The sequence below is a fragment of the Rhizobium sp. 22-785-1 genome, assembly GCF_053521965.1.
Genome location: NZ_JBNWDI010000009.1, coordinates 74,658 through 98,416 on the forward strand (window position 1 = coordinate 74,658; position 23,759 = coordinate 98,416).

Annotated in this window: 13 protein-coding genes; 12 read left to right on the top strand and 1 reads right to left on the bottom strand. The window is 60.5% G+C overall.

Features of this window, described 5'->3' with window-relative positions:
• Positions 1 to 30: 30 nt before the first annotated feature.
• Complete coding sequence (locus ACQZ5M_RS17630) at positions 31 to 1,797, bottom strand: ABC transporter ATP-binding protein/permease (protein ID WP_449080392.1); 1,767 nt, start codon at positions 1,795 to 1,797, stop codon at positions 31 to 33.
• A 408-nt stretch (positions 1,798 to 2,205) separates the two neighbouring features.
• Between ACQZ5M_RS17630 and ACQZ5M_RS17635 the strand changes: the two genes are divergently transcribed.
• The 12 genes from ACQZ5M_RS17635 to ACQZ5M_RS17690 all read left to right on the top strand — a co-directional run bounded on the left by ACQZ5M_RS17635 (position 2,206) and on the right by ACQZ5M_RS17690 (position 23,558).
• Positions 2,206 to 5,535, top strand: a complete 3,330-nt coding sequence (locus ACQZ5M_RS17635) for a transglutaminase family protein (protein ID WP_449080393.1) — start codon at positions 2,206 to 2,208, stop codon at positions 5,533 to 5,535.
• A 1-nt stretch (position 5,536) separates the two neighbouring features.
• Positions 5,537 to 7,954 carry a circularly permuted type 2 ATP-grasp protein gene (locus ACQZ5M_RS17640; protein WP_296014322.1) on the top strand — a complete coding sequence of 806 codons (2,418 nt, stop codon included), beginning with the start codon at positions 5,537 to 5,539 and terminating at the stop codon, positions 7,952 to 7,954.
• A gap of 2 nt (positions 7,955 to 7,956) precedes the next feature.
• Positions 7,957 to 8,838 (top strand): transglutaminase family protein, encoded by an 882-nt coding sequence (locus tag ACQZ5M_RS17645; RefSeq protein WP_296101219.1) that lies wholly within the window; start codon positions 7,957 to 7,959, stop codon positions 8,836 to 8,838.
• A gap of 161 nt (positions 8,839 to 8,999) precedes the next feature.
• On the top strand, positions 9,000 to 10,241 hold the full coding sequence (locus ACQZ5M_RS17650; RefSeq protein ID WP_296014325.1) for a vWA domain-containing protein: 1,242 nt from the start codon (positions 9,000 to 9,002) through the stop codon (positions 10,239 to 10,241).
• 332 nt (positions 10,242 to 10,573) lie between these two features.
• The gene (locus ACQZ5M_RS17655) at positions 10,574 to 13,036 is read left to right on the top strand and encodes a glycogen/starch/alpha-glucan phosphorylase (protein ID WP_296085928.1); all 2,463 of its coding nucleotides are present in this window, start codon (positions 10,574 to 10,576) and stop codon (positions 13,034 to 13,036) included.
• Complete coding sequence (gene glgB, locus ACQZ5M_RS17660) at positions 13,036 to 15,243, top strand: 1,4-alpha-glucan branching protein GlgB (protein WP_449080394.1); 2,208 nt, start codon at positions 13,036 to 13,038, stop codon at positions 15,241 to 15,243. The genes ACQZ5M_RS17655 and glgB overlap by 1 nt, the downstream gene beginning before the upstream one ends.
• A 120-nt stretch (positions 15,244 to 15,363) precedes the next feature.
• The gene (gene glgC / locus ACQZ5M_RS17665) at positions 15,364 to 16,626 is read left to right on the top strand and encodes a glucose-1-phosphate adenylyltransferase (RefSeq protein WP_296014330.1); all 1,263 of its coding nucleotides are present in this window, start codon (positions 15,364 to 15,366) and stop codon (positions 16,624 to 16,626) included.
• Between the two features lie 5 nt (positions 16,627 to 16,631).
• Entirely contained in the window at positions 16,632 to 18,074 is a 1,443-nt protein-coding gene (gene glgA / locus ACQZ5M_RS17670; RefSeq protein ID WP_296014331.1) for a glycogen synthase GlgA, read from the top strand.
• On the top strand, positions 18,075 to 19,706 hold the full coding sequence (locus tag ACQZ5M_RS17675) for an alpha-D-glucose phosphate-specific phosphoglucomutase (RefSeq protein WP_296101222.1): 1,632 nt from the start codon (positions 18,075 to 18,077) through the stop codon (positions 19,704 to 19,706).
• Between the two features lie 291 nt (positions 19,707 to 19,997).
• Positions 19,998 to 21,956: a glycogen debranching protein GlgX gene (gene glgX / locus ACQZ5M_RS17680; protein WP_449080395.1), complete on the top strand. Its 1,959-nt coding sequence runs from the start codon at positions 19,998 to 20,000 to the stop codon at positions 21,954 to 21,956.
• A gap of 57 nt (positions 21,957 to 22,013) precedes the next feature.
• The gene (locus tag ACQZ5M_RS17685) at positions 22,014 to 22,496 is read left to right on the top strand and encodes a MaoC family dehydratase (RefSeq protein ID WP_296014335.1); all 483 of its coding nucleotides are present in this window, start codon (positions 22,014 to 22,016) and stop codon (positions 22,494 to 22,496) included.
• A 24-nt stretch (positions 22,497 to 22,520) separates the two neighbouring features.
• Complete coding sequence (locus ACQZ5M_RS17690; protein WP_449080396.1) at positions 22,521 to 23,558, top strand: DUF2332 domain-containing protein; 1,038 nt, start codon at positions 22,521 to 22,523, stop codon at positions 23,556 to 23,558.
• Positions 23,559 to 23,759: the final 201 nt, after the last annotated feature.

A 23,759-nucleotide genomic window follows, 5' to 3' on the forward strand; every position in this document is an offset into this window, starting at 1 on the left:
GCGGGTTCGGACAATAGGTCGAGCCCGTCTTTACAGCTGTTGCTCCAGATCCAGATGGAGCGTTCGCGGCGACATCGTTTCCATAAAGGCTTCCGATCGCCCGATATAGACGACCGCCGTGTCGCGCATGCCATTCAGAACCGCCACCAGCCGGTCGATCGTGTGCTTCTCCAAACCTTCCAGAAGATCGTCGATGAACAGCCAGCGCGGCTTCAACAGCAATGCATTGGCCACCCGGACACAGGCTTGCTCGTCGGAATCGAACTTCTGGTCCCAGCGGATCGCGTCGTTCATCTTCGGAATGATGTGGCCAAGGCCACAGGCTTCCATGGCGGCCAGAAACTCGTCTTCCTTGAACTTCTGCGGCGCACGCGGATAGGACAGGATCTCGCGCAAGGGTGCCGCCGGCATGTAGCCGTGCTGGGCAATGAACAGTATCTCTTCGCGCGGCGGTACGGTGATCTTGCCGCGCCCCCAGGGCCATAGCCCGGCAATCGCGGCAAAGAACAGCCGCCGGTTCACGCCTTGGTCGCCATTGATCATCACCCGGTCGCCAACCGCAATTTCCACCGGGTCTTCGCGCAGACGGAAGGTGCGCCGTCCATCCTGCCCTCCGGCATCGGGAATGATCTCGATGGCCGAAAGCCGCACGATATCGGTGGCCACGCGCTCCACCTCGATGGCATTGCCATGACGCTCCACACTGTCCATCTGGATCAGCGCGTGACGGAAGATCGAAACGCGCTGCAGCGTTGCCTTCCAGCTGGCGATCGGGCCGAAATTGTCGATATACCAGCGCAGCGCCACATTCACCTGGTTGAAGGCGCCCACCGCCATCATCAGCCCACCGAAGGTCAGGTTGCCGGAAAAATAGACAGGCGCGGCAATCAGGATCGGCGCGACGATGGCAAGCCAGCCATAACCGGCAGACACCCAGGTCAGATGCGTGAGCGCCATGGCAAGCCCACGGATCACGCCCAGCACCGCATCGATATCGCCGCGAATGCGGTGGCGCTCGTTCTTTTCACCACGCGAGAGCGTGATGGCGGTAAGGTTTTCGCTGGCGCGCATCAAGGAGAAGCGAAGCTCGGCTTCCTTCGAGTAGCGCTCGGCATTCAGTGGCACCAGCCGGTAGCCGACAAGGTTGGAAAGCAGCGAGGCAGAGCCCGCATAAAGCAGCGCCGCCCAGACCATATAGCCCGGGATCGCCACCATCTTTCCGCCGATTTCCAGCGCAAAGCCAGCGGAAAGCCCCCAGAGAACGCCAATGAAGCTGACGAGGATGATGGTGGCGTTGACGAGACCGATGGCAAGTGCCGTGCTGCTTTCGGCCAGGTTGCGCACATCGTCATGCAGGCGCTGGTCTGGGTTGATGGCAATGGTGCCGAAGCTTGCAAGCTTGGCGGCGCGGCCGGGCTTCAGCCACTGATCCACCATGTCTTTCGCCAGGCCCTCGCGCATGTTCAGCGCCGTCATCTGGTTCAACCAGGTCTGGAACACGTTGAGCAGCAGCAGGCAACCGGCAATGATGGCGAACACTTCCAGCTGGTGGATGAAGGCATTGATATCGCGCCGCTCCAGCGCGTTGTAGAAGGGCGCATTCCACTCGTTCAGCTTCACCTGCCCATAGGCGGTCACCAGAATGATGGTCAGCAATCCGCAGGCCAGCAGGATAAGCCGTCCGCGCACGGGAGAGCCCCAGAACGCATTGCCCATCATGCGCAATTGCGAGCGGAAATTGAGATCGAAAAGCGCATAAGCGGCTTTCTCTTCCGGAGAATTTCCCTGCACTGTCAATGGACCGCCACTTTCTGAAATCGTCGAATCACAACAGCTTACAGCAATCAACTGTCGACCTCTCGGATGACAGCAATATCACTCCGCCCGCCCTTGTCCACACAACCCCGAAGTGTTGCCAGAAATACCGCCGCATCGAATGCGCTACCGGGTCGAAATGTTCCTTGCATTATTTGCGTGCATTGCACAAAGTCGATGCAACAGAGGGGGCGGAACAATCCGCAAATGCCGGTAAATAAAGGCGAAGGGCGAGTACGCGATGATAGTTTTGAAATGGCGTGAGACGATCTGGATGTGGGACTGGGCGAAACACGCAGACGATACGGTCAGTATCGCCGAGGCTTTTTAACGAAGTCACCCGCCAAACCGGCCACGCCATTTCAGTATCATAATCGGGACCTCGCCCTCATGTCGATCAAGGCCAGCATCTATCACCTGACGCATTACAAATACGACCGCCCGGTTCGGCTGGGACCGCAGATCATCCGGCTGAAGCCCGCGCCCCATTCGCGCACCAAGGTCATCAGCCACTCGCTGAAGGTCACGCCCTCCAATCATTTCGTCAATCTGCAGCAGGATCCTTACGGCAACTTCCAGGCTCGGTTCGTCTTCCCCGATCCGGTCACCGAGTTCAAGATCGAGGTCGATCTCGTCGCGGATATGACGGTCTACAATCCTTTCGATTTCTTCGTCGAGGAAAGCGCTACCAAATGGCCCTTCGATTATCCCGAGACGTTGAAGGACGACCTGTCGATCTACCGCAAGCCGGAAGAGACAGGCCCACTGTTCGATGCGCTGATGGCGACCATCGACAAGACCCCCGGCCAGACGACCGTCGATATGGTCGTCGGCATCAATGCAAGGCTCCAGCAGGAGATCGGTTACGTCATCCGCATGGAGCCAGGCGTCCAGACACCGGAAGAAACGCTTCTGTCTGGCAAGGGCTCCTGCCGCGATACCAGCTGGCTTCTGGTGCAGGTGCTGCGCCGCTTGGGTCTCGCCGCCCGCTTCGTGTCGGGCTATCTTATCCAGCTGGCACCGGATCTGAAGGCGCTTGACGGACCATCGGGCACGGAAGTGGATTTCACCGATCTGCACGCATGGGCGGAAGTTTATCTGCCGGGCGCTGGCTGGGTCGGGCTTGATCCGACGTCCGGGCTTCTCACCGGCGAAAGCCATATTCCGCTGTCGGCTACCCCGCATTATCGCAATGCCGCTCCCATATCCGGTGGCTATTTCGGTGAGGCCAATACCGCATTCGACTTTGACATGAAGGTCACGCGGGTAGCGGAACATCCGCGCATCACCAAGCCGTTTTCGGATGAAAGCTGGGAAGAACTGAACGCGCTGGGCGAGACCGTGGACCGGGTGCTGACCGCGCAGGACGTGCGCCTCACCATGGGCGGCGAGCCGACCTTCGTCTCCATCGATGATTTTGAATCGGAAGAATGGAACACCGGCGCCGTCGGCCCCACCAAACGGCAAAAGGCGGATATTCTGATCCGCAAGCTGCGCGAGCGCTTTGCCCCCAATGGCTTCCTGCATTACGGCCAGGGCAAGTGGTATCCGGGCGAAAGCCTGCCGCGCTGGACCTTTTCGCTCTATTGGCGCAAAGACGGCAACCCCGTCTGGCGCAATGCCGATCTCGTGGCTGAGGAGGGCAAGGATACCGGCGTCAGCGCCGTCGATGCCGAACGGCTCCTCACCTCGATTGCCGGCCATCTGGGAATCGAGCCCGATCTGGTGCTTCCGGCCTATGAGGATCCGGCGGAATGGCTGATCAAGGAAGCCAATCTTCCCGACAATGTCGATCCGTCGAACTCCAAGCTCAAGGACCCGGAAGAGCGTAACCGTATCGCACGCGTCTTCGAACGCGGCCTGACGGAACCGACCGGCTATATTCTGCCCGTCCAGGCGTGGAACGCGCAAAGCTCCGGTCATCGGCGCTGGGTCAGCGAGCGGTGGAAGACACGCCGCGGCAAGATCTTCCTCGTACCTGGCGATAGCGCTGTCGGCTACCGCCTGCCGCTTGGAACGCTCCCCTACGTCCCGCCATCGCAGTTCCCCTATATTCACGAGGCAGACCCTTCCATTCCACGCGGCCCGCTGCCCGATCACGTGCCGCCTTCGGCGCGTAGCATGCCGGAAGCCTCCTTCCAGGCGGGCGATGCGCCAAACCTTGGCCGCAACGAACAGGTCATCAGCGATATAGCCGGAACGGTGCGCACCGCCCTTTCCGTCGAAGCCCGCGATGGACGCCTTTGCGTCTTCATGCCGCCGGTCGAGCGCATCGAGGATTATCTCGATCTCATCGCATCCGCCGAAGCCGCCGCCACCGATCTCGGCCTGCCCGTCCATATCGAAGGCTATGCGCCACCGCATGACGAGCGCATGAATGTCATCCGCGTCGCCCCAGATCCGGGCGTCATCGAGGTCAATATCCATCCGGCGGCAAGCTGGAAGGACTGCGTCGATATCACCACCGCCATTTACGAGGACGCACGCCAGTCGAGGCTCGGCGCCGACAAATTCATGATCGACGGTCGCCACACCGGTACCGGCGGTGGCAACCATGTCGTTGTCGGCGGCGCGAACCCCAATGACAGCCCCTTCCTGCGCCGCCCTGATCTTTTGAAGAGCCTCGTGCTGCACTGGCAGCGCCACCCCTCGCTCTCCTATCTCTTCTCCGGCCTTTTCATCGGCCCTACCAGCCAGGCGCCGCGCATCGATGAAGCGCGCCATGACAGCATGTACGAGTTGGAAATCGCAATGGCGCAGGTCCCGGCTCCAGGTGAAGGCGTTCCCCCGCTCCCCTGGCTGGTCGACCGCCTGTTCCGCAATCTGCTCGTCGATGTCACCGGCAACACCCATCGCTCGGAAATCTGCATCGACAAGCTGTTTTCGCCGGATGGCCCGACGGGTCGTCTTGGGCTGGTCGAGTTCCGTGGCTTCGAAATGCCGCCGAATGCGCGCATGTCGCTGGCCCAGCAATTGCTGGTGCGCGCGCTGATTGCCCGTTTCTGGAAGAACCCAATCGGTGGCAGCTTCGTGCGCTGGGGCACCGCCCTTGCCGATCGCTTCATGCTGCCGCATTACGTCTGGAGCGATTTCCTCGACGTTCTGGCCGATCTTCGCGAACATGGCTTCGACCTCAAACCCGAATGGTTTGCAGCACAGCTGGAATTCCGTTTCCCGTTCTTCGGCGAGGTGGAATATGAGGGCTCCAAGCTCGAACTGCGCCAGGCGCTGGAGCCATGGCATGTGATGGGCGAACAGGGTGCGATTGGCGGTACGGTCCGCTACGTGGATTCTTCCGTCGAGCGCCTTCAGGTGCGTCTCGAAACCGCCAATCCCGCTCGCTACACCGTGTCCTGCAATGGTCGCTCCGTGCCGCTGAAGCAGACGGAAACCTCAGGCGTCTCGGTCGCGGGCGTGCGCTTCAAGGCGTGGCAGCCGGCGTCCGGACTGCATCCGGTGCTGCCGGTCAACTCGCCCTTAACATTCGACATTTATGATACGTGGTCGAACAGGTCGATTGGCGGCTGCATCTATCATGTTGCCCATCCGGGCGGGCGCAACTATGACACCTTTCCCGTCAATGGAAACGAGGCGGAAGCGCGTCGCCTGGCGCGTTTCGAACCGTGGGGACATACAGGCGGCCAGTACACGGTCTGGCCGGAAAGGGTGTCGCCGGAATTTCCGCTGACACTCGATCTGCGACGCCCGCAAGGAGTATAAGGTGGCGAAGGCACCTGCAACGGAACGCAAGACCGGAGAGACCAGCACGGACCCCCTGCTGGGCTACCGCGCCCTGCCGGGCGTTGCCGATGAAATGCTGGACATAGAGGGGCGAATTCGCCCGGTCTGGCAGCCTTTCGTCGATGCACTCTCACGCATGGATGAGCGCGAGTTGCACGACCGCTTTTCCCGCACGGACCGTTACCTGCGCGATGCCGGCGTCTTCTATCGCGATTACAGCGCTCAAAGCGGCGGCGGCAGCAGCGAACGCAACTGGCCTATCTCCCACGTCCCGGTCCTCATCGACGATGCCGAATGGCAGGTCGTCTCCAGGGGGCTGATCCAGCGCGCCAATCTTCTCGAAGCCGTGGTGGCCGATATTTATGGAGAAGGCCGGCTGGTGAAGCAGGGCTATGTGCCGCCAGCCCTCATAGCCTCCAATCCGGAATTTCTGCGACCCATGGTCGGCATCAAGCCCGCCAACGGCCACTATCTGCATTTCTGCTCCTTCGAGATCGGCCGCGGCCCGGACGGCAACTGGTGGGTTCTGGCAGACCGGGCGCAAGCCCCGTCAGGAGCGGGCTTTGCACTGGAAAACCGCGTGGCCACCACCCGCGCCTTTTCCGATATCTATGCCGAGGCCCACGTCCATCGGCTCGCCTCCTTCTTCGGCGCGTTTCGCGATACATTGCAGTCGCACCGCCAGCACCCTGACGACCGCATTGCGGTTCTCACCCCTGGCCCCGCCAGCGAAACCTATTTCGAGCACGCTTATATTGCCCGCTATCTCGGCGTCATGCTGCTGGAAGGCGAGGATCTGACCGTCGTCAACAACCGCGTCATGGTGCGCACCGTTGCCGGTCTCAAACCCGTCGGCGTGCTCTGGCGGCGTCTGGATGCGTCTTACGCCGATCCGCTGGAACTCGACCAGAACTCCCATATCGGCACACCCGGCATGGTGCAGGCGCTGCGGGCAGGCGCGCTGAGCATGGTCAATGCGCTCGGCAGCGGCATTCTCGAAACCCGTGCGCTGCTCGCCTTCATGCCCGCCATCTGTCGCCACATCCTCGGCGAAGACCTCGCCATGCCCTCGATTGCCACATGGTGGTGCGGCCAACCGACCGAACGTCAGCAGGTGGCCCGCAATATCGAGCGAATGGTCATCGGCCCGGCATACTCGCGCCTGCCCTTCTTCGACGATAACGGCCAGTCGGTGCTCGGCTCGAGCCTACGCGAAACCGCCAAGGATTCGATCAGCGACTGGCTGGCAAGTGACGGCCACAAGCTCGTCGGCCAGGAGGTCGTGACCCTTTCCACCACGCCTGCCTTCGTCGATGGCAAGCTCGTGCCACGGCCCATGAGCCTTCGTGTCTTCGTGGCCCGCACCCAGGACGGCTGGCAGGTCATGCCGGGCGGCTTTGCCCGTATCGGACGCAGCAACGATGTCGCGGCGATTGCCATGCAGGCCGGTGGCCGGGCAGCGGATGTCTGGATCGTCAGCGACAAGCCGGTGGAGCGCACCACGCTTCTGCCGCCGGAAGAAAACTTCACTCGCAACATGCCGGGTAGCCTGCCAAGCCGTGCAGCCGACAATCTCTTCTGGCTTGGCCGCTACATCGAGCGGTCCGAAGGGGCGCTGCGCATCCTGCGCGCCTGGCACGCACGCTACGCCGAATCCGCCGACCCAAAGCAGCCTCTGCTCGCGCATGTGACGGACTATCTCAAGACGGTCGATATCGACGTGAAGGAGGCCATTCCCTCCAGCCTGATCGCCAATATCAACAGCTCCATTTATTCCGCCAGCAACATTCGCGACCGTTTCTCGCCCGATGGCTGGCTGGCGCTCAACGATCTGGCAAAGACCGCCCGCCGCTTCCAGAGCAAGATCCACGCGGGCGACGACGCGACTCATGCCACGACCATTCTGCTGCGCAAGGTCGCAGGCTTTGCCGGTCTCGTGCATGAAAACATGTATCGCTTCACCGGCTGGCGCTTCTTGGCCATCGGTCGCTATCTGGAGCGCGGCCTGCACATGACGCGGCTGCTTGCCCATATGGGTGGCCCGGACGCGCCGGACGGCTCCTATGATATGCTGCTCGAAATCGGCGACAGCGTCATGACCCACCGCCGCCGCTACAATGTGAACACGGCGGCTCTCACCGTCATGGATCTTCTGGCGCTCGATCCGCTCAACCCGCGCTCGATCCTCTTTCAGCTGAACGAAATCCGCGCCGAGGTGGAGCAGTTGCCGAACGCTTTCGTCAATGGCCAGATGTCGCCCTTCTACCGGGAAGCGATGCGCATTCATTCCACGCTCGCGGTCATGACGTCGGAAAATCTCGACGGCGATGTCTTCCGCCAGCTGGAGAAGGATCTGGAGCGGCTCTCCGACATTCTCGCGCAAACCTATCTCGGATAGTCATGCTCTACGATCTTACGCTGCATATGGGCTATATCTACGACACTCTGGCGTCGGGTGCGCGCCACATGATCCGCGTCACGCCGCTCTCCATACCTGGCAGACAGAAACTGGTCGCTTCCGCCCTGACCGTGTCGCCCACGCCGGATGAGCGCACCGTCTTTGCCGATTTCTTCCAGCAGACTGCCACCTCGATCTATCTCAGAGCACCGCATGACAAGCTGGACATTCGCATGCAGGCCCGCGTGGCTGTGGACAGCCCCTCACCGACCGCCGATCTGTCTCCGCAGCTCAACAAGCTCCAGGCGGAACTGGCCAGCATCAATTCGCTCGATGCGCATGCACCGCACCATCTGGCGGGTGCCAGCCCGCGCATCGGCGAGGATGCGGCAATCGCGGCCTATGCCCGCGATACGGCCAGACCGGGCATGACGGTGCGCGAAATCGCCTTTGCGCTATGCAAGCGCATCTATGCGGATTTCAAATATGACAGCGAGGCCACCACGGTGGATACGACGCCTATTCAGGCCTTCAAGCTGAAACGCGGAGTCTGCCAGGATTTTTCCCACATCATGATTTCAGCGCTGCGCAGCCTCGGCATTCCGGCAGGCTATGTCAGCGGCTTCCTGCGCACCATTCCGCCACCCGGCAAGGAGCGGCTGGAAGGCGCGGATGCCATGCACGCCTGGGTGCGTGTGTGGTGCGGTGAGGCGGACGGTTACATCGAGCTCGACCCGACCAATGATATCGTCGCCGGCAGCGATCATATCGTCGTCGGCTATGGCCGCGACTATGCCGATGTCGCTCCAGTCATCGGCGTTTTGAAGAGCTACGGCAACCAGAAGATCACGCAGGCCGTGGACGTTGTTCCCGTCAAAGCGTGAATGTGAGCGCGTTTGGAGTAGACGTTGGCCGCAGCGTCTAAGTGTTCGAAACTTGATAACACTTAGAATTACTTAACTTCGTTAGAATTGAATATGATGAGTTAGGAAAAATTCAATTTTCCCATTCTACTTCTGACTCATAAAAATTGGGTGAGATAATCATGGGAAAGCGGTTTGCCGTACTACGTAATGGCGAAGCTCTGCTGCGTGACAGGCGCGGCAACTTCGGGCTGATGACAGGCCTGCTCTTGCCAATTCTGCTCGGAACGGCCGGTGCTGGCATGGAAGCCACCCGCGTGATGCAGGTCAAGCAGGAGATGCAAGCCGCACTCGACAGCGCAACACTTGCCGCAGCGACCGCCGCACGCGTCGAGGAAGGTAAAAGGTCCAACAAGGACTACGCCGACGAAGTCAACCGGCGCATGGCAGCCTATACGGGCGAACTAAGCAAGGGCAAGGACGGCGCAACCGGCAGCGATGGCGATCAAGGGAAAAAGAAACCCGACCTCGATACGATAGCCGAACGCTCGGACTCCAAAAGAGGAATGAGCTTCAAGATCTCCGCAACGCTTAACGCGGAAATACCGCTGGCTCCACTTATCAGCTTCATCGGCATCCGAACCGTCAAGGTCGGTGTCAGCAGCACCGCCCAAAGCGCCTTCAGCAAGGGTGCGGCGCTATCGCTCTATCTTGTGCTGGACCGCTCCGGCTCCATGTCCTTCAAGACCGATACGGTCGACAACAGCAAGAACGCCTGCCCGAACTACACGGAAAAGAGCTGGCCGAAAGTGGCCTTTACCAGCCCGTGCTACGTCACCAAGATCCAGTCGCTCAAAGAGGCCGTCTCCTACCTGACGGACACGTTGAACAAGGCCGATCCATCCTATCAGGACCGCGGTTCGCCGGAATCGGAACTCGTGCGCACCGGCGCCATCGCTTACAACTCTGCCCCCTTCCCGCCGCGTAATTTGAGCTGGGGAACCTCCCAGGCCGGATCCTACGTCAACGCCATCGACAAATATCCACAGGGGGGAACGGACGCGTCTTTGGCGCTCAAAACCGCTTTCGCTGCGCTACGAAGCGACAATTCCTACGAAAAGCAACAGCACGCGGACAAGGGTAGCGACACGTTTCAGCGCTACATCGTGCTGATGACCGACGGCGAAATGACAAGCAGCGCCATCGACAGTCAGGTGCGCTCCACCTGCTCGGCGGTCAAGGCAGACGGCATCCAGATCTTCACCGTGGCTTTCATGGCGCCCGCCAAGGGCAAGTCGCTGCTGCAATATTGCGCCAGCAGTCCGGACAATTACTACGATCCGGAAAACATGGAGGAAATCGTCGCGGCCTTCGGCGAAATCGCCCGCAAGGCGGCGAGCACCCCCACCCGTCTGATGAACTGACAGCGAATTTCAGTCCTTTGTTCTGCACGTGCGCGTGGCGAAAGCCGCGCGCACTTTGCGTTGCTGCCATCCGTCTCACCACGTCCTTACTGACCCTTTTCGGGCAATCGCTCTTCCAGCGAAAACGGCTGTTGCCACAGCCGCTTATCGATGCATAAACTGCAAGCGAACCACGACGGCATGACGCCCGAACCTGTCCCGAGGTTTTGTGACAGCGGCATGCGACAAAGAAAGGATTCAAGGCGTGAAGAGCGTATCTGACGGATAGCGCAACGCTTTAACGGATCGACACAATCAGGCCCCTCCCCTCCCATCAAGGTGCTGACCGACCAATGATCAATAAACTGGCTACCAACGATCTTCCCCGCCCCGCCCCGCGCAGTTCCGACCCGGACGTGCTTGCCTCCGAAATCATCGAGCGTCTGACCTATCGTATCGGCAAGGATGTGAAGGTCGCCAAACCGCATGACTGGCTGACGGCAACCATTCTGGTCGTGCGCGACCGCATCATCGACAAGTGGATGGAATCCACCCGCAAGGCCTATCAGAACGATTCCAAGCGCGTCTATTACCTGTCGCTGGAGTTCCTGATCGGTCGCCTGATGCGCGACGCCATCACCAATATGGAGCTGATGGAGGAAATCCGTCAGGCGCTGACCTCGCTTGGCGTCGAGTTCGATGTGATCGCAGCGCTTGAGCCGGACGCCGCCCTTGGCAATGGTGGTCTTGGCCGTCTTGCCGCCTGTTTCATGGAATCCATGGCCACCGTCGATATTCCGGCCTATGGTTATGGCATCCGCTATGTTCACGGGCTCTTCCGCCAGCAGATGGCCGATGGATGGCAGGTAGAATTGCCGGAAACCTGGCTTGCCCATGGCAACCCATGGGAATTCGAACGGCGTGAAAGCGCCTACGAAATCGGCTTCGGCGGATCGGTGGAAACCGTCGGCGGCTATGAGGAGCCACAGCGTTTCGTCTGGAAGCCTGCCGAACGCATGATCGCCATGGCCTATGACACGCCGGTCGTGGGCTGGCGCGGCACCCGCGTCAACACGCTGCGCCTCTGGTCTGCCCAGCCGATCGACCCGATCCTGCTCGATGCCTTCAATGCCGGCGACCATATCGGCGCACTGCGCGAAAGCAACAAGGCCGAGGCGCTGACCCGCGTTCTCTACCCGGCGGATGCCAATCCCGCCGGACAGGAACTGCGCCTTCGCCAGGAGTACTTCTTCTCGTCGGCCTCCTTGCAGGACATTTTGCGCCGTCACCTGCAGCAATATCCGGATTTCACCAACCTTCCGGACAAGGTCTCCATCCAGCTCAACGACACCCACCCGGCCATTTCGATCGCCGAAATGATGCGCCTTCTGTGCGACGTACACGGCCTGGATTTCGAAGAGGCCTGGACGATCACCCGCGGTACCTTCTCCTACACCAACCACACGCTTCTGCCCGAAGCGCTGGAAAGCTGGCCGGTGCCGCTGCTAGAGCGTCTTCTGCCGCGCCACATGCAGATCATTTACGCGATCAATGCCAACACGCTGATTTTCGCCCGCAAGGAAAAGAAGCTCTCGGATGGCCAGATCCGTTCGATCTCGCTGATCGACGAAGGCGGCGAGCGCCGGGTTCGCATGGGCAATCTGGCTTTCATCGGCTCGCACTCCATCAATGGCGTCTCGGCACTCCATACCGAACTGATGAAGGAAACGGTCTTCTCCGACCTGCACATGCTGTTTCCAACCCGCATCAACAACAAGACCAACGGCATTACCCCGCGCCGCTGGCTGATGCAGTGCAATCCGGGCCTCACAAGCCTGATCCGCGATGCCATCGGCGATGCCTTCCTGGACGACGCCGAAAAGCTTCTCGATCTCGATCGTTTTGCCGAAGATTCGAGCTTCCGCGACAAGTTCGCCGAGATCAAGCGGCAGAACAAGGTGCGTTTGGCCAACACGGTGGCGCAGCGCATGGGCATCCGCATCGATCCGTCCGCGCTCTTCGATATCCAGATCAAGCGCATCCATGAATATAAGCGTCAGCTCCTCAATCTGATCGAGGCTGTCGCTTTATACGACCAAATTCGTTCGCACCCGGAACTCGATTGGGTTCCACGCGTTAAGTTCTTTGCCGGTAAGGCCGCGCCGAGCTATCACAATGCCAAGCTTATCATTAAGCTCGCCAACGATATCGCCCGCGTCATCAATAACGATCCGGCAGTGCGTGGGCTTCTGAAAGTGGTATTTGTTCCGAATTATAACGTCTCGCTGGCCGAAATCATGGTGCCGGCAGCCGACCTGTCGGAGCAGATTTCCACCGCAGGCATGGAAGCGTCCGGCACAGGCAACATGAAATTTGCTCTCAACGGCGCACTCACCATCGGCACGCTCGATGGCGCCAATGTCGAGATGCTGGAACATGTCGGGGCAGACAACATCGTCATCTTCGGCAAGACGGCAGACGAAGTGGCAAAGGCCCGCGCCGAAGGCCACAATCCCCGCGCAATCATCGAAAACTCGGCAGAGCTTGCCCAGGCCGTTTCGTCGATTGCATCCGGCGTCTTCTCTCCCGATGATCGCTCGCGCTTCACCGGGCTGATGGACGGCCTCTACAACAATGACTGGTTCATGGTCGCCGCCGATTTCGATGCATATGCGCAAGCCCAGCGCGATGTCGACGCCATCTGGAGCAACCCTTCCAGCTGGTATGAAAAAACCGTTCGCAATACCGCGCGCATGGGCTGGTTCTCGTCCGACAGGACGATCCGCCAATACGCCACGGAAATCTGGAGAGCCTGATGAAAAAACCGCTCAATTCGGCCGAAGACAAGACCTTCAATCCCATACCCACGGCCGAAATCGAGGCAATCAAGAGCGGTTTGCATTCCAATCCTTTTGCAGTGCTTGGCGTCCACCAGACGCCGGGCGGCTTCGTGGCGCGCTGTTTCATCCCCGGGGCCGAAGAGGTGACGGTGATGACACTTGACGGCAACGTTGCCGGAGAGTTGGCGCGCACCGACGATGACGGCTTCTTCGAAGGCGTGATCGACATTACCAAGCGCCAGCCGGTGCGCTACCGCGCGCTTCGCGACGACGCCGAGTGGGCGGTTACCGATCCGTACAGCTTCGGCCCGGTTCTTGGGCCCATGGACGATTATCTCGTCCGAGAAGGCTCCCATCTTCGCCTCTTCGACAAAATGGGCGCACATCCCCTCAAGCTCGAAGGTGTCGAAGGTTTTCATTTTGCCGTCTGGGCGCCGAATGCGCGCCGCGTTTCCGTCGTCGGCGATTTCAACAATTGGGATGGCCGCCGCCATGTGATGCGCTTTCGCAAGGACACCGGCATCTGGGAAATCTTCGCACCGGATGTCTATGCCGGCTGCGCCTACAAGTTCGAAATCATCGGTCCCCATGGCGAGCTTCTGCCGCTCAAAGCCGACCCCTATGCGCGGCGCGCAGAGCTTCGTCCCAAGAACGCTTCCGTCACCACGCCCGAACTCGTGCAGCAATGGGAGGATGAAACCCACCGCAAGCATTGGGCCAGCATCGATCAGCGCCGTCAGCCGATAAGCATTTACGAAGTCCACGCTGCGTCCTGGCGCAAGCGTCAGGACGGCTCGATGCTGACCTGGGACGAGATGGCCGCGGAGCTTATTCCTTACTGTGCTGACATGGGCTTCACCCATATCGAGTTCCTGCCTGTCACCGAACATCCCTATGACCCCTCTTGGGGTTACCAGACGACCGGCCTTTATGCACCGACCGCCCGCTTCGGCGAGCCGGAAGGGTTTGCCCGCTTCGTCAATGGCGCCCACAAGGTCGGCATCGGCGTCATTCTCGACTGGGTGCCCGCTCACTTCCCGACCGACGAGCATGGTCTGAAATGGTTCGACGGCACGGCCCTTTACGAACATGCCGATCCGCGCCAGGGCTTCCATCCGGACTGGAACACCGCGATCTACAATTTCGGTCGCGTCGAGGTCATGTCCTACCTCATCAACAATGCGCTCTATTGGGCCGAGAAATTCCATCTCGATGGCCTGCGCGTCGATGCGGTCGCCTCCATGCTCTATCTCGATTATTCCCGCAAGGAAGGCGAGTGGATCCCCAATGAATATGGCGGGCGCGAAAACCTGGAGTCTGTTCGCTTCCTGCAGAAGATGAACACGCTGATCTACGGCAACCATCCGGGCGTGATGACCATTGCCGAAGAATCCACCTCCTGGCCGAAAGTCTCGCAGCCCGTGCATGAGGGGGGCTTGGGCTTCGGCTTCAAGTGGAACATGGGCTTCATGCATGACACGCTGAGCTATTTTGCCCGCGAACCGGTGCATCGCAAGTTCCATCATCAAGAACTGACCTTCGGCCTTCTCTACGCGTATAGCGAAAACTTCGTGCTTCCAATCTCGCATGACGAAGTGGTGCACGGCAAAGGCTCGATGATTGCCAAGATGCCGGGTGACGACTGGCAGAAATTCGCCAACCTTCGCGCCTATTATGCGTTCATGTGGGGTTATCCAGGCAAGAAGCTGCTGTTCATGGGCCAGGAATTTGCGCAGTGGAGCGAATGGAGCGAGAAGGTTTCGCTCGATTGGAACCTCCTCCAGTACCACATGCACGAGGGCATGCGCCGCCTGGTGCGCGACCTCAACTTCACCTACCGCTCCAAGGCCGCTCTCCATGCGCGTGATTGCGAGCCGGAAGGCTTCGAATGGCTGGTGGCCGACGATCACGACAATTCCGTGCTGGCATGGCTGCGCCGCGCACCGGGCGAAAAGCCGGTGGCGGTGATCTCCAATCTCACGCCGGTCTATCGCGAGAACTACTATGTGCCGCTTCCGGCTGCCGGGCGCTGGCGCGAAATTCTCAACACCGATGCCGAGATCTATGGCGGCACCGGCAAGGGTAATGGCGGACGCGTTCAGGCGGTGGATGCCGGTGGCAGTATCGGCGCAACGCTCACACTTCCGCCGCTTGCCGTCATCATGCTGGAGCTTGAGAACTGATCTTCCTCTCGTCGCAGGGACATGAGGCAGACAAGAATGAAAACGTGACGGGAAGCATTAAAAACTCCAGTCGCGTTACAGACTAAGGCAAGAGTGGAATTTTATGGGAGGACTCGAGCGATGAGTGAAAAGAGAATTCAGCCTCTGGCACGTGATGCAATGGCCTATGTCCTCGCAGGCGGGCGCGGCAGCCGCCTGAAGGAGCTGACCGACCGGCGGGCAAAGCCAGCCGTCTATTTCGGCGGCAAGGCGCGCATCATCGATTTCGCGCTGTCGAACGCGCTGAACTCCGGCATCCGCCGCATCGGTGTGGCCACGCAGTACAAGGCGCACTCGTTGATACGCCACCTGCAACGCGGCTGGGACTTCTTCCGCCCTGAGCGGAACGAAAGCTTCGATATTCTGCCCGCCTCCCAGCGCGTGTCGGAAACGCAATGGTATGAAGGCACAGCCGACGCCGTCTATCAGAACATCGACATCATCGAGGCTCACGGCCCGGAATATATGGTCATCCTGGCTGGCGACCATATCTACAAGATGGATTACGAATACATGCTCCAGCAGCATGTGGATTCGGGCGCGGATGTTACCATCGGCTGTCTGGAAGTGCCGCGCATGGATGCAACCGGCTTCGGTGTGATGCATGTGAACGACAAGGACGAGATCATCGCCTTCATCGAAAAGCCTGCCGATCCGCCAGGCATTCCGGGCGATGAAGAAAACGCGCTCGCCTCCATGGGCATCTACGTGTTCCACACCAAGTTCCTGATGGAATGCCTGCGCCGCGACGCCACCGACCCCAGTTCCAGCCGCGACTTCGGCAAGGACATCATTCCTTATATCGTCGAACATGGAAAAGCCGTCGCCCACCGCTTCGCCTCGTCCTGCGTCCGCTCCGATTTCGAGCATGGTCCATACTGGCGCGACGTCGGCACCATCGATGCCTACTGGCAGGCCAATATCGACCTCACCGATATCGTTCCGGATCTCGATATTTACGACAAGTCCTGGCCGATCTGGACCTATGCGGAAATCACGCCGCCGGCAAAATTCGTCCATGACGACGAAAACCGTCGTGGTTCGGCAGTCTCCTCCGTCGTGTCCGGCGACTGCATCATTTCCGGCGCGTCGCTCAACCGCAGCCTGCTCTTTACCGGCGTGCGCGCCAATTCCTATTCGCGGCTTGAAAATGCGGTCGTGCTGCCGAGCGTCAAGATCGGCCGTCACGCGCAACTGAGCAACGTCGTGATCGACCATGGCGTGGTCATTCCGGAAGGGCTGGTCGTTGGAGACGATCCGGTTCTCGATGCAAAGCGCTTCCGCCGCAGCGAAAACGGAATCTGCCTGATAACCCAATCGATGATCGACAAGCTGGATCTGTGAGCCTCATGAATGTTCTTTCGGTCGCGTCCGAAATCTATCCGCTGATCAAGACAGGGGGGCTCGCCGACGTTGCCGGCGCGCTTCCCATCGCGCTGAAGGCGAGCGGCATCCGCACCCGCACGCTGATCCCCGGCTATCCCGCCGTCACATCTGCGGTGAAGGACGCCCATAAGGTCGGCGCGTTTCCCGACATTCTGGGAGAACATGCCGATATTCTGGCCGGAGAACACGAGGGGCTGGATCTGCTGATCCTCGACATACCCTCGCTCTATAATCGCCCTGCCGGCCCCTATCTGGATTCGACGGGCAAGGACTTCGAGGATAACTGGAAGCGCTATGCCGCCCTTTCGCTGGCGGCTGCCGAGATCGCCGCGGGAAAGCTGGAAGGCTGGCAGCCCGACGTTCTTCACGCGCATGACTGGCAGTCGGCCATGGCTCCGGTCTATATGCGCTATGCCGAGACGCCGGAAATTCCAAGCCTGCTGACCATCCACAATATTGCCTTCCAGGGTCAGTTCGGCGCCAATATCTTTTCCGAGCTTCGCTTGCCCGCACACGCCTTCTCCACCGAAAGCATCGAATATTATAACGATATCAGCTTCCTGAAGGGCGGCTTGCAGACGGCAACCGCACTCTCCACCGTCAGCCCATCCTACGCCGACGAAATCCTGACGCCAGATTACGGCATGGGCCTGGATGGCGTCATTCGCTCCCGCGCCCACGTGCTGCACGGCATCGTCAATGGCATTGACGCCGAGGTCTGGAACCCGGCCATCGACCATCTAATCCAGGAGAACTACACCTCCGCCAACCTCAAGCTGCGTGCGCTCAACAAGGCAGCGGTGGCCAGCCACTTCCGGGTGGACCACGATAACGGCCCACTTTTCTGCGTCATCTCCCGCCTCACCTGGCAAAAGGGCATCGACCTGATCGCCGAGGTTGCCGATGATATCGTGGCCATGGGCGGTCGCCTCGTCGTGCTGGGCGCGGGCGAAATCGGTCTGGAAGGCGCGCTGATGGCAGCGGCCACCCGTCATCCCGGACGGGTCGGCGTGGCGGTCGGCTATAACGAGCCGCTCTCGCACCTCATGCAGGCCGGTTGTGACGCCATCATCATTCCGTCGCGCTTCGAGCCTTGCGGCCTCACCCAGCTTTATGCGCTGCGATATGGCTGCGTACCGGTGGTGGCGCGCAATGGTGGCTTGAACGATACCGTGATCGATGCCAATCATGCTGCTGTTTCCGCGAAAGTGGCAACGGGCGTTCAGTTCTCTTCCGTCACGCCGGATGGGCTGCGCCAGGCGCTACGTCGCACAATGCGATATTACCGAGACCCGAAGCTGTGGACGCAGATGCAGAAGCAGGGGATGAAATCGGATGTTTCCTGGGAAAAGAGCGCAGGACTTTACGCCGCGCTTTACACCCAACTTACGTCGAAAGGCCATTGAATGTCGATCAAGACCGTCCAGACCACGCCATTTCAGGATCAGAAGCCCGGAACCTCGGGTCTGCGAAAGAAGGTGCCGGTTTTTGCGCAGGAGAACTACGCAGAGAATTTCATCCAGTCGATCTTCGATAGCCTCGAGGGCTTCGAGGGTCAGGCACTGGTGATCGGCGGCGACGGCCGCTACTACAACCGCGAGGTCATCCAGAAGGCGATCAAGATGGCCGCAGCCGCAGGCTTCGGCAAGGTTCTGGTCGGCCAGGGCGGCATTCTCTCCACGCCCGCCGCCTCCAACGTCATCCGCAAGTACAAGGCCTTCGGCGGCATTGTTCTGTCGGCCAGCCACAATCCCGGCGGCCCGAACGAAGATTTCGGCATCAAGTACAATATCGGCAATGGCGGCCCGGCCCCTGAAAAGATCACCGACGCCATCTTCGCCCGCACCAAGTCAATCGAAACCTACCGCATCGCCGATGTCGCCGATATCGATCTCGACCGGATCGGCACAAGCGACGTTGCCGGCATGCAGGTGGAAGTCATCGACCCGGTGGCCGATTACGCCACGCTGATGGAAGAGCTCTTCGATTTTGGCGCGATCCGCGATCTGATCGCCGGCGGCTTCAAGGTCGTGGTCGATTCCATGAGTGCGGTGACCGGCCCCTACGCGGTCGAAATCATCGAAAAACGCCTCGGCGCACCGGCAGGCTCTGTCCGCAACTCCGTGCCGCTGCCGGATTTCGGCGGCCATCACCCGGACCCGAACCTCGTTCACGCCAAGGAACTCTATGATGACGTGATGAGCCCGCAAGGCCCCGACTTCGGTGCTGCTTCCGATGGCGATGGCGACCGCAACATGGTGGTCGGCAAGGGCATGTTCGTCACCCCGTCGGACTCGCTTGCGATCATCGCCGCCAATGCCAAACTCGCTCCCGGCTATGCATCGGGCATCTCCGGCATCGCCCGCTCCATGCCGACCAGTGCGGCAGCCGATCGTGTGGCCGAAAAGCTCGGCATCGGCATGTATGAAACGCCAACCGGCTGGAAGTTCTTCGGCAACCTGCTCGATGCCGGCAAGGTCACCGTCTGCGGTGAGGAAAGCTTCGGCACCGGCTCCAACCATGTGCGCGAAAAGGACGGCCTCTGGGCCGTGCTCTTCTGGCTGAACATCGTCGCCGCCCGCAAGGAAAGCGTTAAAGACATCGTCACCAAGCACTGGGCCGAATATGGCCGCAACTACTATTCGCGCCACGACTATGAAGAAGTCGACAGCGACGCCGCCAACACGCTGGTCGCAACGCTGCGCGAAAAACTGGCCACACTGCCCGGCACCACCTATGGCAATCTGAAGGTCGAAAAGGCCGACGACTTCGCCTATCACGATCCGGTCGATCAGTCGGTCAGCAAGAACCAGGGCATCCGCATCCTCTTCGAAGGCGGCTCCCGCATCGTGCTGCGCCTCTCCGGCACCGGCACATCGGGCGCCACGCTGCGCCTCTATGTAGAGCGCTACGAGGCCGATGCGGCCCGCCACAACATCGAAACGCAGGAAGCGCTCGCCGACCTGATCGCTGTGGCGGATACGATTGCGGGGATCAAGAAGCACACCGGCCGTGATGCGCCGACGGTGATTACCTGATCTAGAGTCGATGATTGGGATGGGCGCCCCTCATCCGCTTTTGTGGGTGGGCCGCCCTTCTCTGGCCCGCCGGGCATCTCCCCCTCCAGGGGGAGATCGATATCCGATGAGGTATCGCGTCTCGTAAAGCTTCAAAAGTGGAGAAGCCTCTCAGCAGGTGTGGCAGGAAAGGCAAGCGGCCAACCTCAATTTGCTTGCCGCATTGAGCGGAAGATGTCCGACAGGACATAGCGGGCCTTTAAAAAAAACGGCGCAAGCTCCAAACCCACCCATCACCAGAGGGACCAGCCCATGCCAACCAAAGCAGCATTTCCCCAAGGCGCAGTCCCCGCCTCAACCGGCACCGAGTTCTCTGTCTACTCTCGCGACGCCACAAAGATCGAACTTTGCCTCTTCGAGACAGACGGCAACACAGAGACTGCCCGCCTCGCCATGCAACCCGTCGGCAATGGCATCCACCGTCTCACCGTCCCGCAGGCGAAAGTCGGCACCCGCTATGGCTACCGCGCCCACGGCTCTTACACCCCTGAACAGGGTCTGTGGTTCGACCCGGCAAAGCTGCTGCTCGACCCCTACGCCACGACTATCGACCGACCCTTCGAAAACCATCCAAGCCTCTTCACTTTTGGCGAAGACACCGCCTCCATCATGCCGAAGGCGATTGTTTCAAGTGACACGCCGGTCAGCCTCACGCCTCCCCGCTTTACCCGAGGCGGCCTGATCTACGAGGTCGCCGTCAAACCCTTCACCATGCTGCATCCAGAGGTACCGGAAGCCATCCGCGGCACGGTGGCGGCTCTCGCCCATCCGGCCATCATCGGGCATTTGCAGAAGATCGGCGTCAGCGCCGTAGAACTTATGCCCATCACCGCCTGGATAGACGAGCGGCATCTGCCGCCGCTGGGTCTCACCAATGGCTGGGGCTATAACCCCGTCGGCTTCATGGCGCTCGATCCGCGCCTCTGCCCCGGCGGCATGAAGGAACTGCGCGATACCGTCGCCGCTCTGCATGCAGCCGACATTGGGGTCATTCTCGATCTCGTCTTCAACCACACCGGCGAGAGCGATCGCTTCGGCTCGACACTGTCGCTGCGCGGGCTCGACAACCGCACCTATTACCGCCATCTACCGAACGATCCCGGCACGCTGATCAACGATACCGGCACCGGCAACACGCTCGCCTGCGATCACCCCCAAGTGCGCCATCTCGTCATCGAAACGCTGCGCCATTTCGTCAGCCAAGCAGGCGTCGACGGCTTCCGCTTCGACCTTGCCCCCGTGCTTGGCCGTGGGCCTGAGGGCTTCGATCCACACAGCGAAACCTTGCGCCAGATGCATGAAGACCCTCTGCTTGCCGATCGCATCTTGATCGCTGAACCCTGGGATATCGGCCCCGGCGGCTACCAACTCGGCAATTTCCCCGCGTCCTTCCTCGAATGGAACGACCGGGCGCGCGACGATATCCGCCGCTACTGGCGCGGCGACGATCACACGATCGGAGCACTTGCCGATGCGCTGGCCGGTTCGGCGCCACTCTTTTCGCGCAACGGACAGACTGAAACCCGAAGCGTCAACTTCATCGCCGCCCATGATGGTTTCACCCTCTTCGATCTCGTCTCCCATGCTCACAAGCACAATGAGGCGAATGGCGAAGACAACCGCGATGGCCACAATGACAACCACTCCTGGAACAACGGCATCGAGGGACTGACGGACGACGCGGCGGTGAATGCCGCCCGCATCGCCGATATCAAGGCGCTGCTCGCCACTCTCTTCGTCACCCGTGGCACGGTCATGCTGACCGCGGGTGACGAAGGCGGGCGCAGCCAGCGCGGCAACAACAATGCTTACGCCCAAGACAACGCCATCACCTGGGTTGACTGGGCAGCACTCTCGCTTGACCTGATCGACCACACAGCCTTTCTGGCGAAACTTCGCCAGCGCTTTTCAGCCCTCGGCGAAAGCACCTTCTTCTCGACCGACAGCGGCGAGATCGAATGGCTGTCCCCTCTGGGCGAGCCCATGTGCGAAGAGGACTGGAACCGGCCGGATGCGACGACCTTCGCCATGGTGCTCAAAACACTGGACAAGGAGACCGGCAAGACTGTGCGCCTGGCGACGCTCTTCAACCGCAGCCGCAACGCCATTCCCTTCACCTTGAAGGGTGAAGGCTGGAGGCCGCTCGGTGTCGACTTCGGCGTACCGGTCTGGCTCCCGCCTCGCTCCGTCGTATTCTATCTTGGCGATTGATCGGGTAGCGGTCACCGCCCTATAACGGGGTTCGACTGTTCAAAAGAAAGGGTTGCCGTGAAAGACGTTTCGCTTGCCGAGGTAAAGGGTCTGATCGGTACGGAAGTTGGCCTGTCCGACTGGATCACGGTCGATCAGGCAATGATCGATGCCTTTGCGCAGGCCACGCTGGATGACCAGTTCATCCACACAGACCCGGAACGCGCCAAGGCCGAAAGCCCTTTCGGCGGCACCATCGCGCACGGCTTCCTGACGCTTTCGCTCCTATCTGCCATGAATTACAGCGCCCTGCCAAAAATTCGCGAACAGACCATGGGCATCAATTACGGCTTTGAGAAAGTCACCTTCGTTTCTCCGGTCAAGAGTGGCGCGCGGGTTCGCGGACGCTTCACGCTGGCCGAGGCGCGCTTTCGCGGCGGCGCCATGCTGATGATGACCTATGACGTGGCGGTCGAGATCGAAAACGAAAAGAAACCCGCACTGACCGCCCGCTGGATCACCATCGCTCAGTTCGATCCGAAGGACCGGCCCGAAGACTGATCAACAGGTTAAACGGAGGTCGCCATGCCGGAAGCAATCGTCAGAGAGGCATTCCAAACGCAGGCCGCGGCTTGCGATGCGCTCGGCTCTCCCTTCACCGCAAGGCTCTGCCGGCTGCTCGCCGACAAGCTCCAAACGACACAAGGCGCTGTGGCCCGAACCATTCTTCACTGGCCCGGCCCACCCGGCCCCAGCGACGATTCCGTGCCGCTGCGCATTGCGGGCGCACTGCATGCGCTGGTTCTTTCTGACAGGATCGACCCGCTCACCGAACTCGAAGATGTTCTCCTCTGGCCGGCAGTGCAACAAGCATTCCGGCAACACGAAACCTTCATCCTCGACCGTCTGACATCGCCACCCCAGACCAACGAGGTCCGCCGCTCCGCAGCCCTGCTGCCCGGTCTCTTCATCGTAGCCAAGCAAACCGGCAAACCGCTGATCCTTTCCGAAGTCGGCGCCAGTGCCGGTCTCAACCTCCAGCTGGACCGTTATCGCTACCGGCTTGGCCAAACCGAGTGGGGACCGCAGAGCCCCGTCCTCCTTTCTCCCGAATGGCGCGGCGAAGCGCCCGAAATACCCGACACCTTCACAGTTCTTGATCGGGCAGGCTGCGACCTCACCCCCTTGAACCCCTCCTCTGCCGAGGATCGCCTGCGCCAGCTCTCCTATATCTGGGCCGATCAGACAGACCGCCTGGAGCGGACGCGAAACGCGCTCAGCATCGCGGCGGACAATCATTTGCAGGTGGAAAAGGCAGACGCGATCGACTGGCTGGCAAAGCGGCTGAAAGACCCGAAACCACATGCCGCCCATGTCATCTTCCACTCCGTCGCCTGGCAATATTTCCCCGACGCCCTCAAACAGAAGGGCGAAGCCCTGATCGCCGAGGCCGGCGCTTGCGCCACAGCAGACGCCCCTCTCGCCCGCCTCCAGATGGAAGGCGACGGCCAACCGCAAGGGGCAGCGCTGACCCTGCAAATCTGGCCGGCCAGCGAAAAACAGGAGATTGGTCGAGCGGATTTTCACGGGCGCTGGGTGGAATGGCGCGGGTGGGTGCCGTGAGTGATGCCGACTGATCGTTGCCGCAAATCGCTCACACGAGAGCTCCATGCTGCAGGGAGCAGGCCAGGTATGCCGGAGATCCACCCTATGGCGGATGCCGGATAGCCCGAAGAGCCAGCCCGGACAGAGCAGGCGCAGGCTCAGCCCCTCGCCCACAAGCTGTACCTCTTTATCGGACACTATAAGCCATTCCCGCTATGT

Coding starts and splice junctions, on each gene's coding strand:
- ACQZ5M_RS17645 (WP_296101219.1), top strand. CDS start 7,957: ATGCTCTACGATCTTACGCTGCATATGGGCTATATCTACGACACTCTG.
- glgA (WP_296014331.1), top strand. CDS start 16,632: ATGAATGTTCTTTCGGTCGCGTCCGAAATCTATCCGCTGATCAAGACA.
- ACQZ5M_RS17655 (WP_296085928.1), top strand. CDS start 10,574: ATGATCAATAAACTGGCTACCAACGATCTTCCCCGCCCCGCCCCGCGC.
- ACQZ5M_RS17675 (WP_296101222.1), top strand. CDS start 18,075: ATGTCGATCAAGACCGTCCAGACCACGCCATTTCAGGATCAGAAGCCC.
- glgX (WP_449080395.1), top strand. CDS start 19,998: ATGCCAACCAAAGCAGCATTTCCCCAAGGCGCAGTCCCCGCCTCAACC.
- glgB (WP_449080394.1), top strand. CDS start 13,036: ATGAAAAAACCGCTCAATTCGGCCGAAGACAAGACCTTCAATCCCATA.
- ACQZ5M_RS17650 (WP_296014325.1), top strand. CDS start 9,000: ATGGGAAAGCGGTTTGCCGTACTACGTAATGGCGAAGCTCTGCTGCGT.
- glgC (WP_296014330.1), top strand. CDS start 15,364: ATGAGTGAAAAGAGAATTCAGCCTCTGGCACGTGATGCAATGGCCTAT.
- ACQZ5M_RS17690 (WP_449080396.1), top strand. CDS start 22,521: ATGCCGGAAGCAATCGTCAGAGAGGCATTCCAAACGCAGGCCGCGGCT.
- ACQZ5M_RS17635 (WP_449080393.1), top strand. CDS start 2,206: ATGTCGATCAAGGCCAGCATCTATCACCTGACGCATTACAAATACGAC.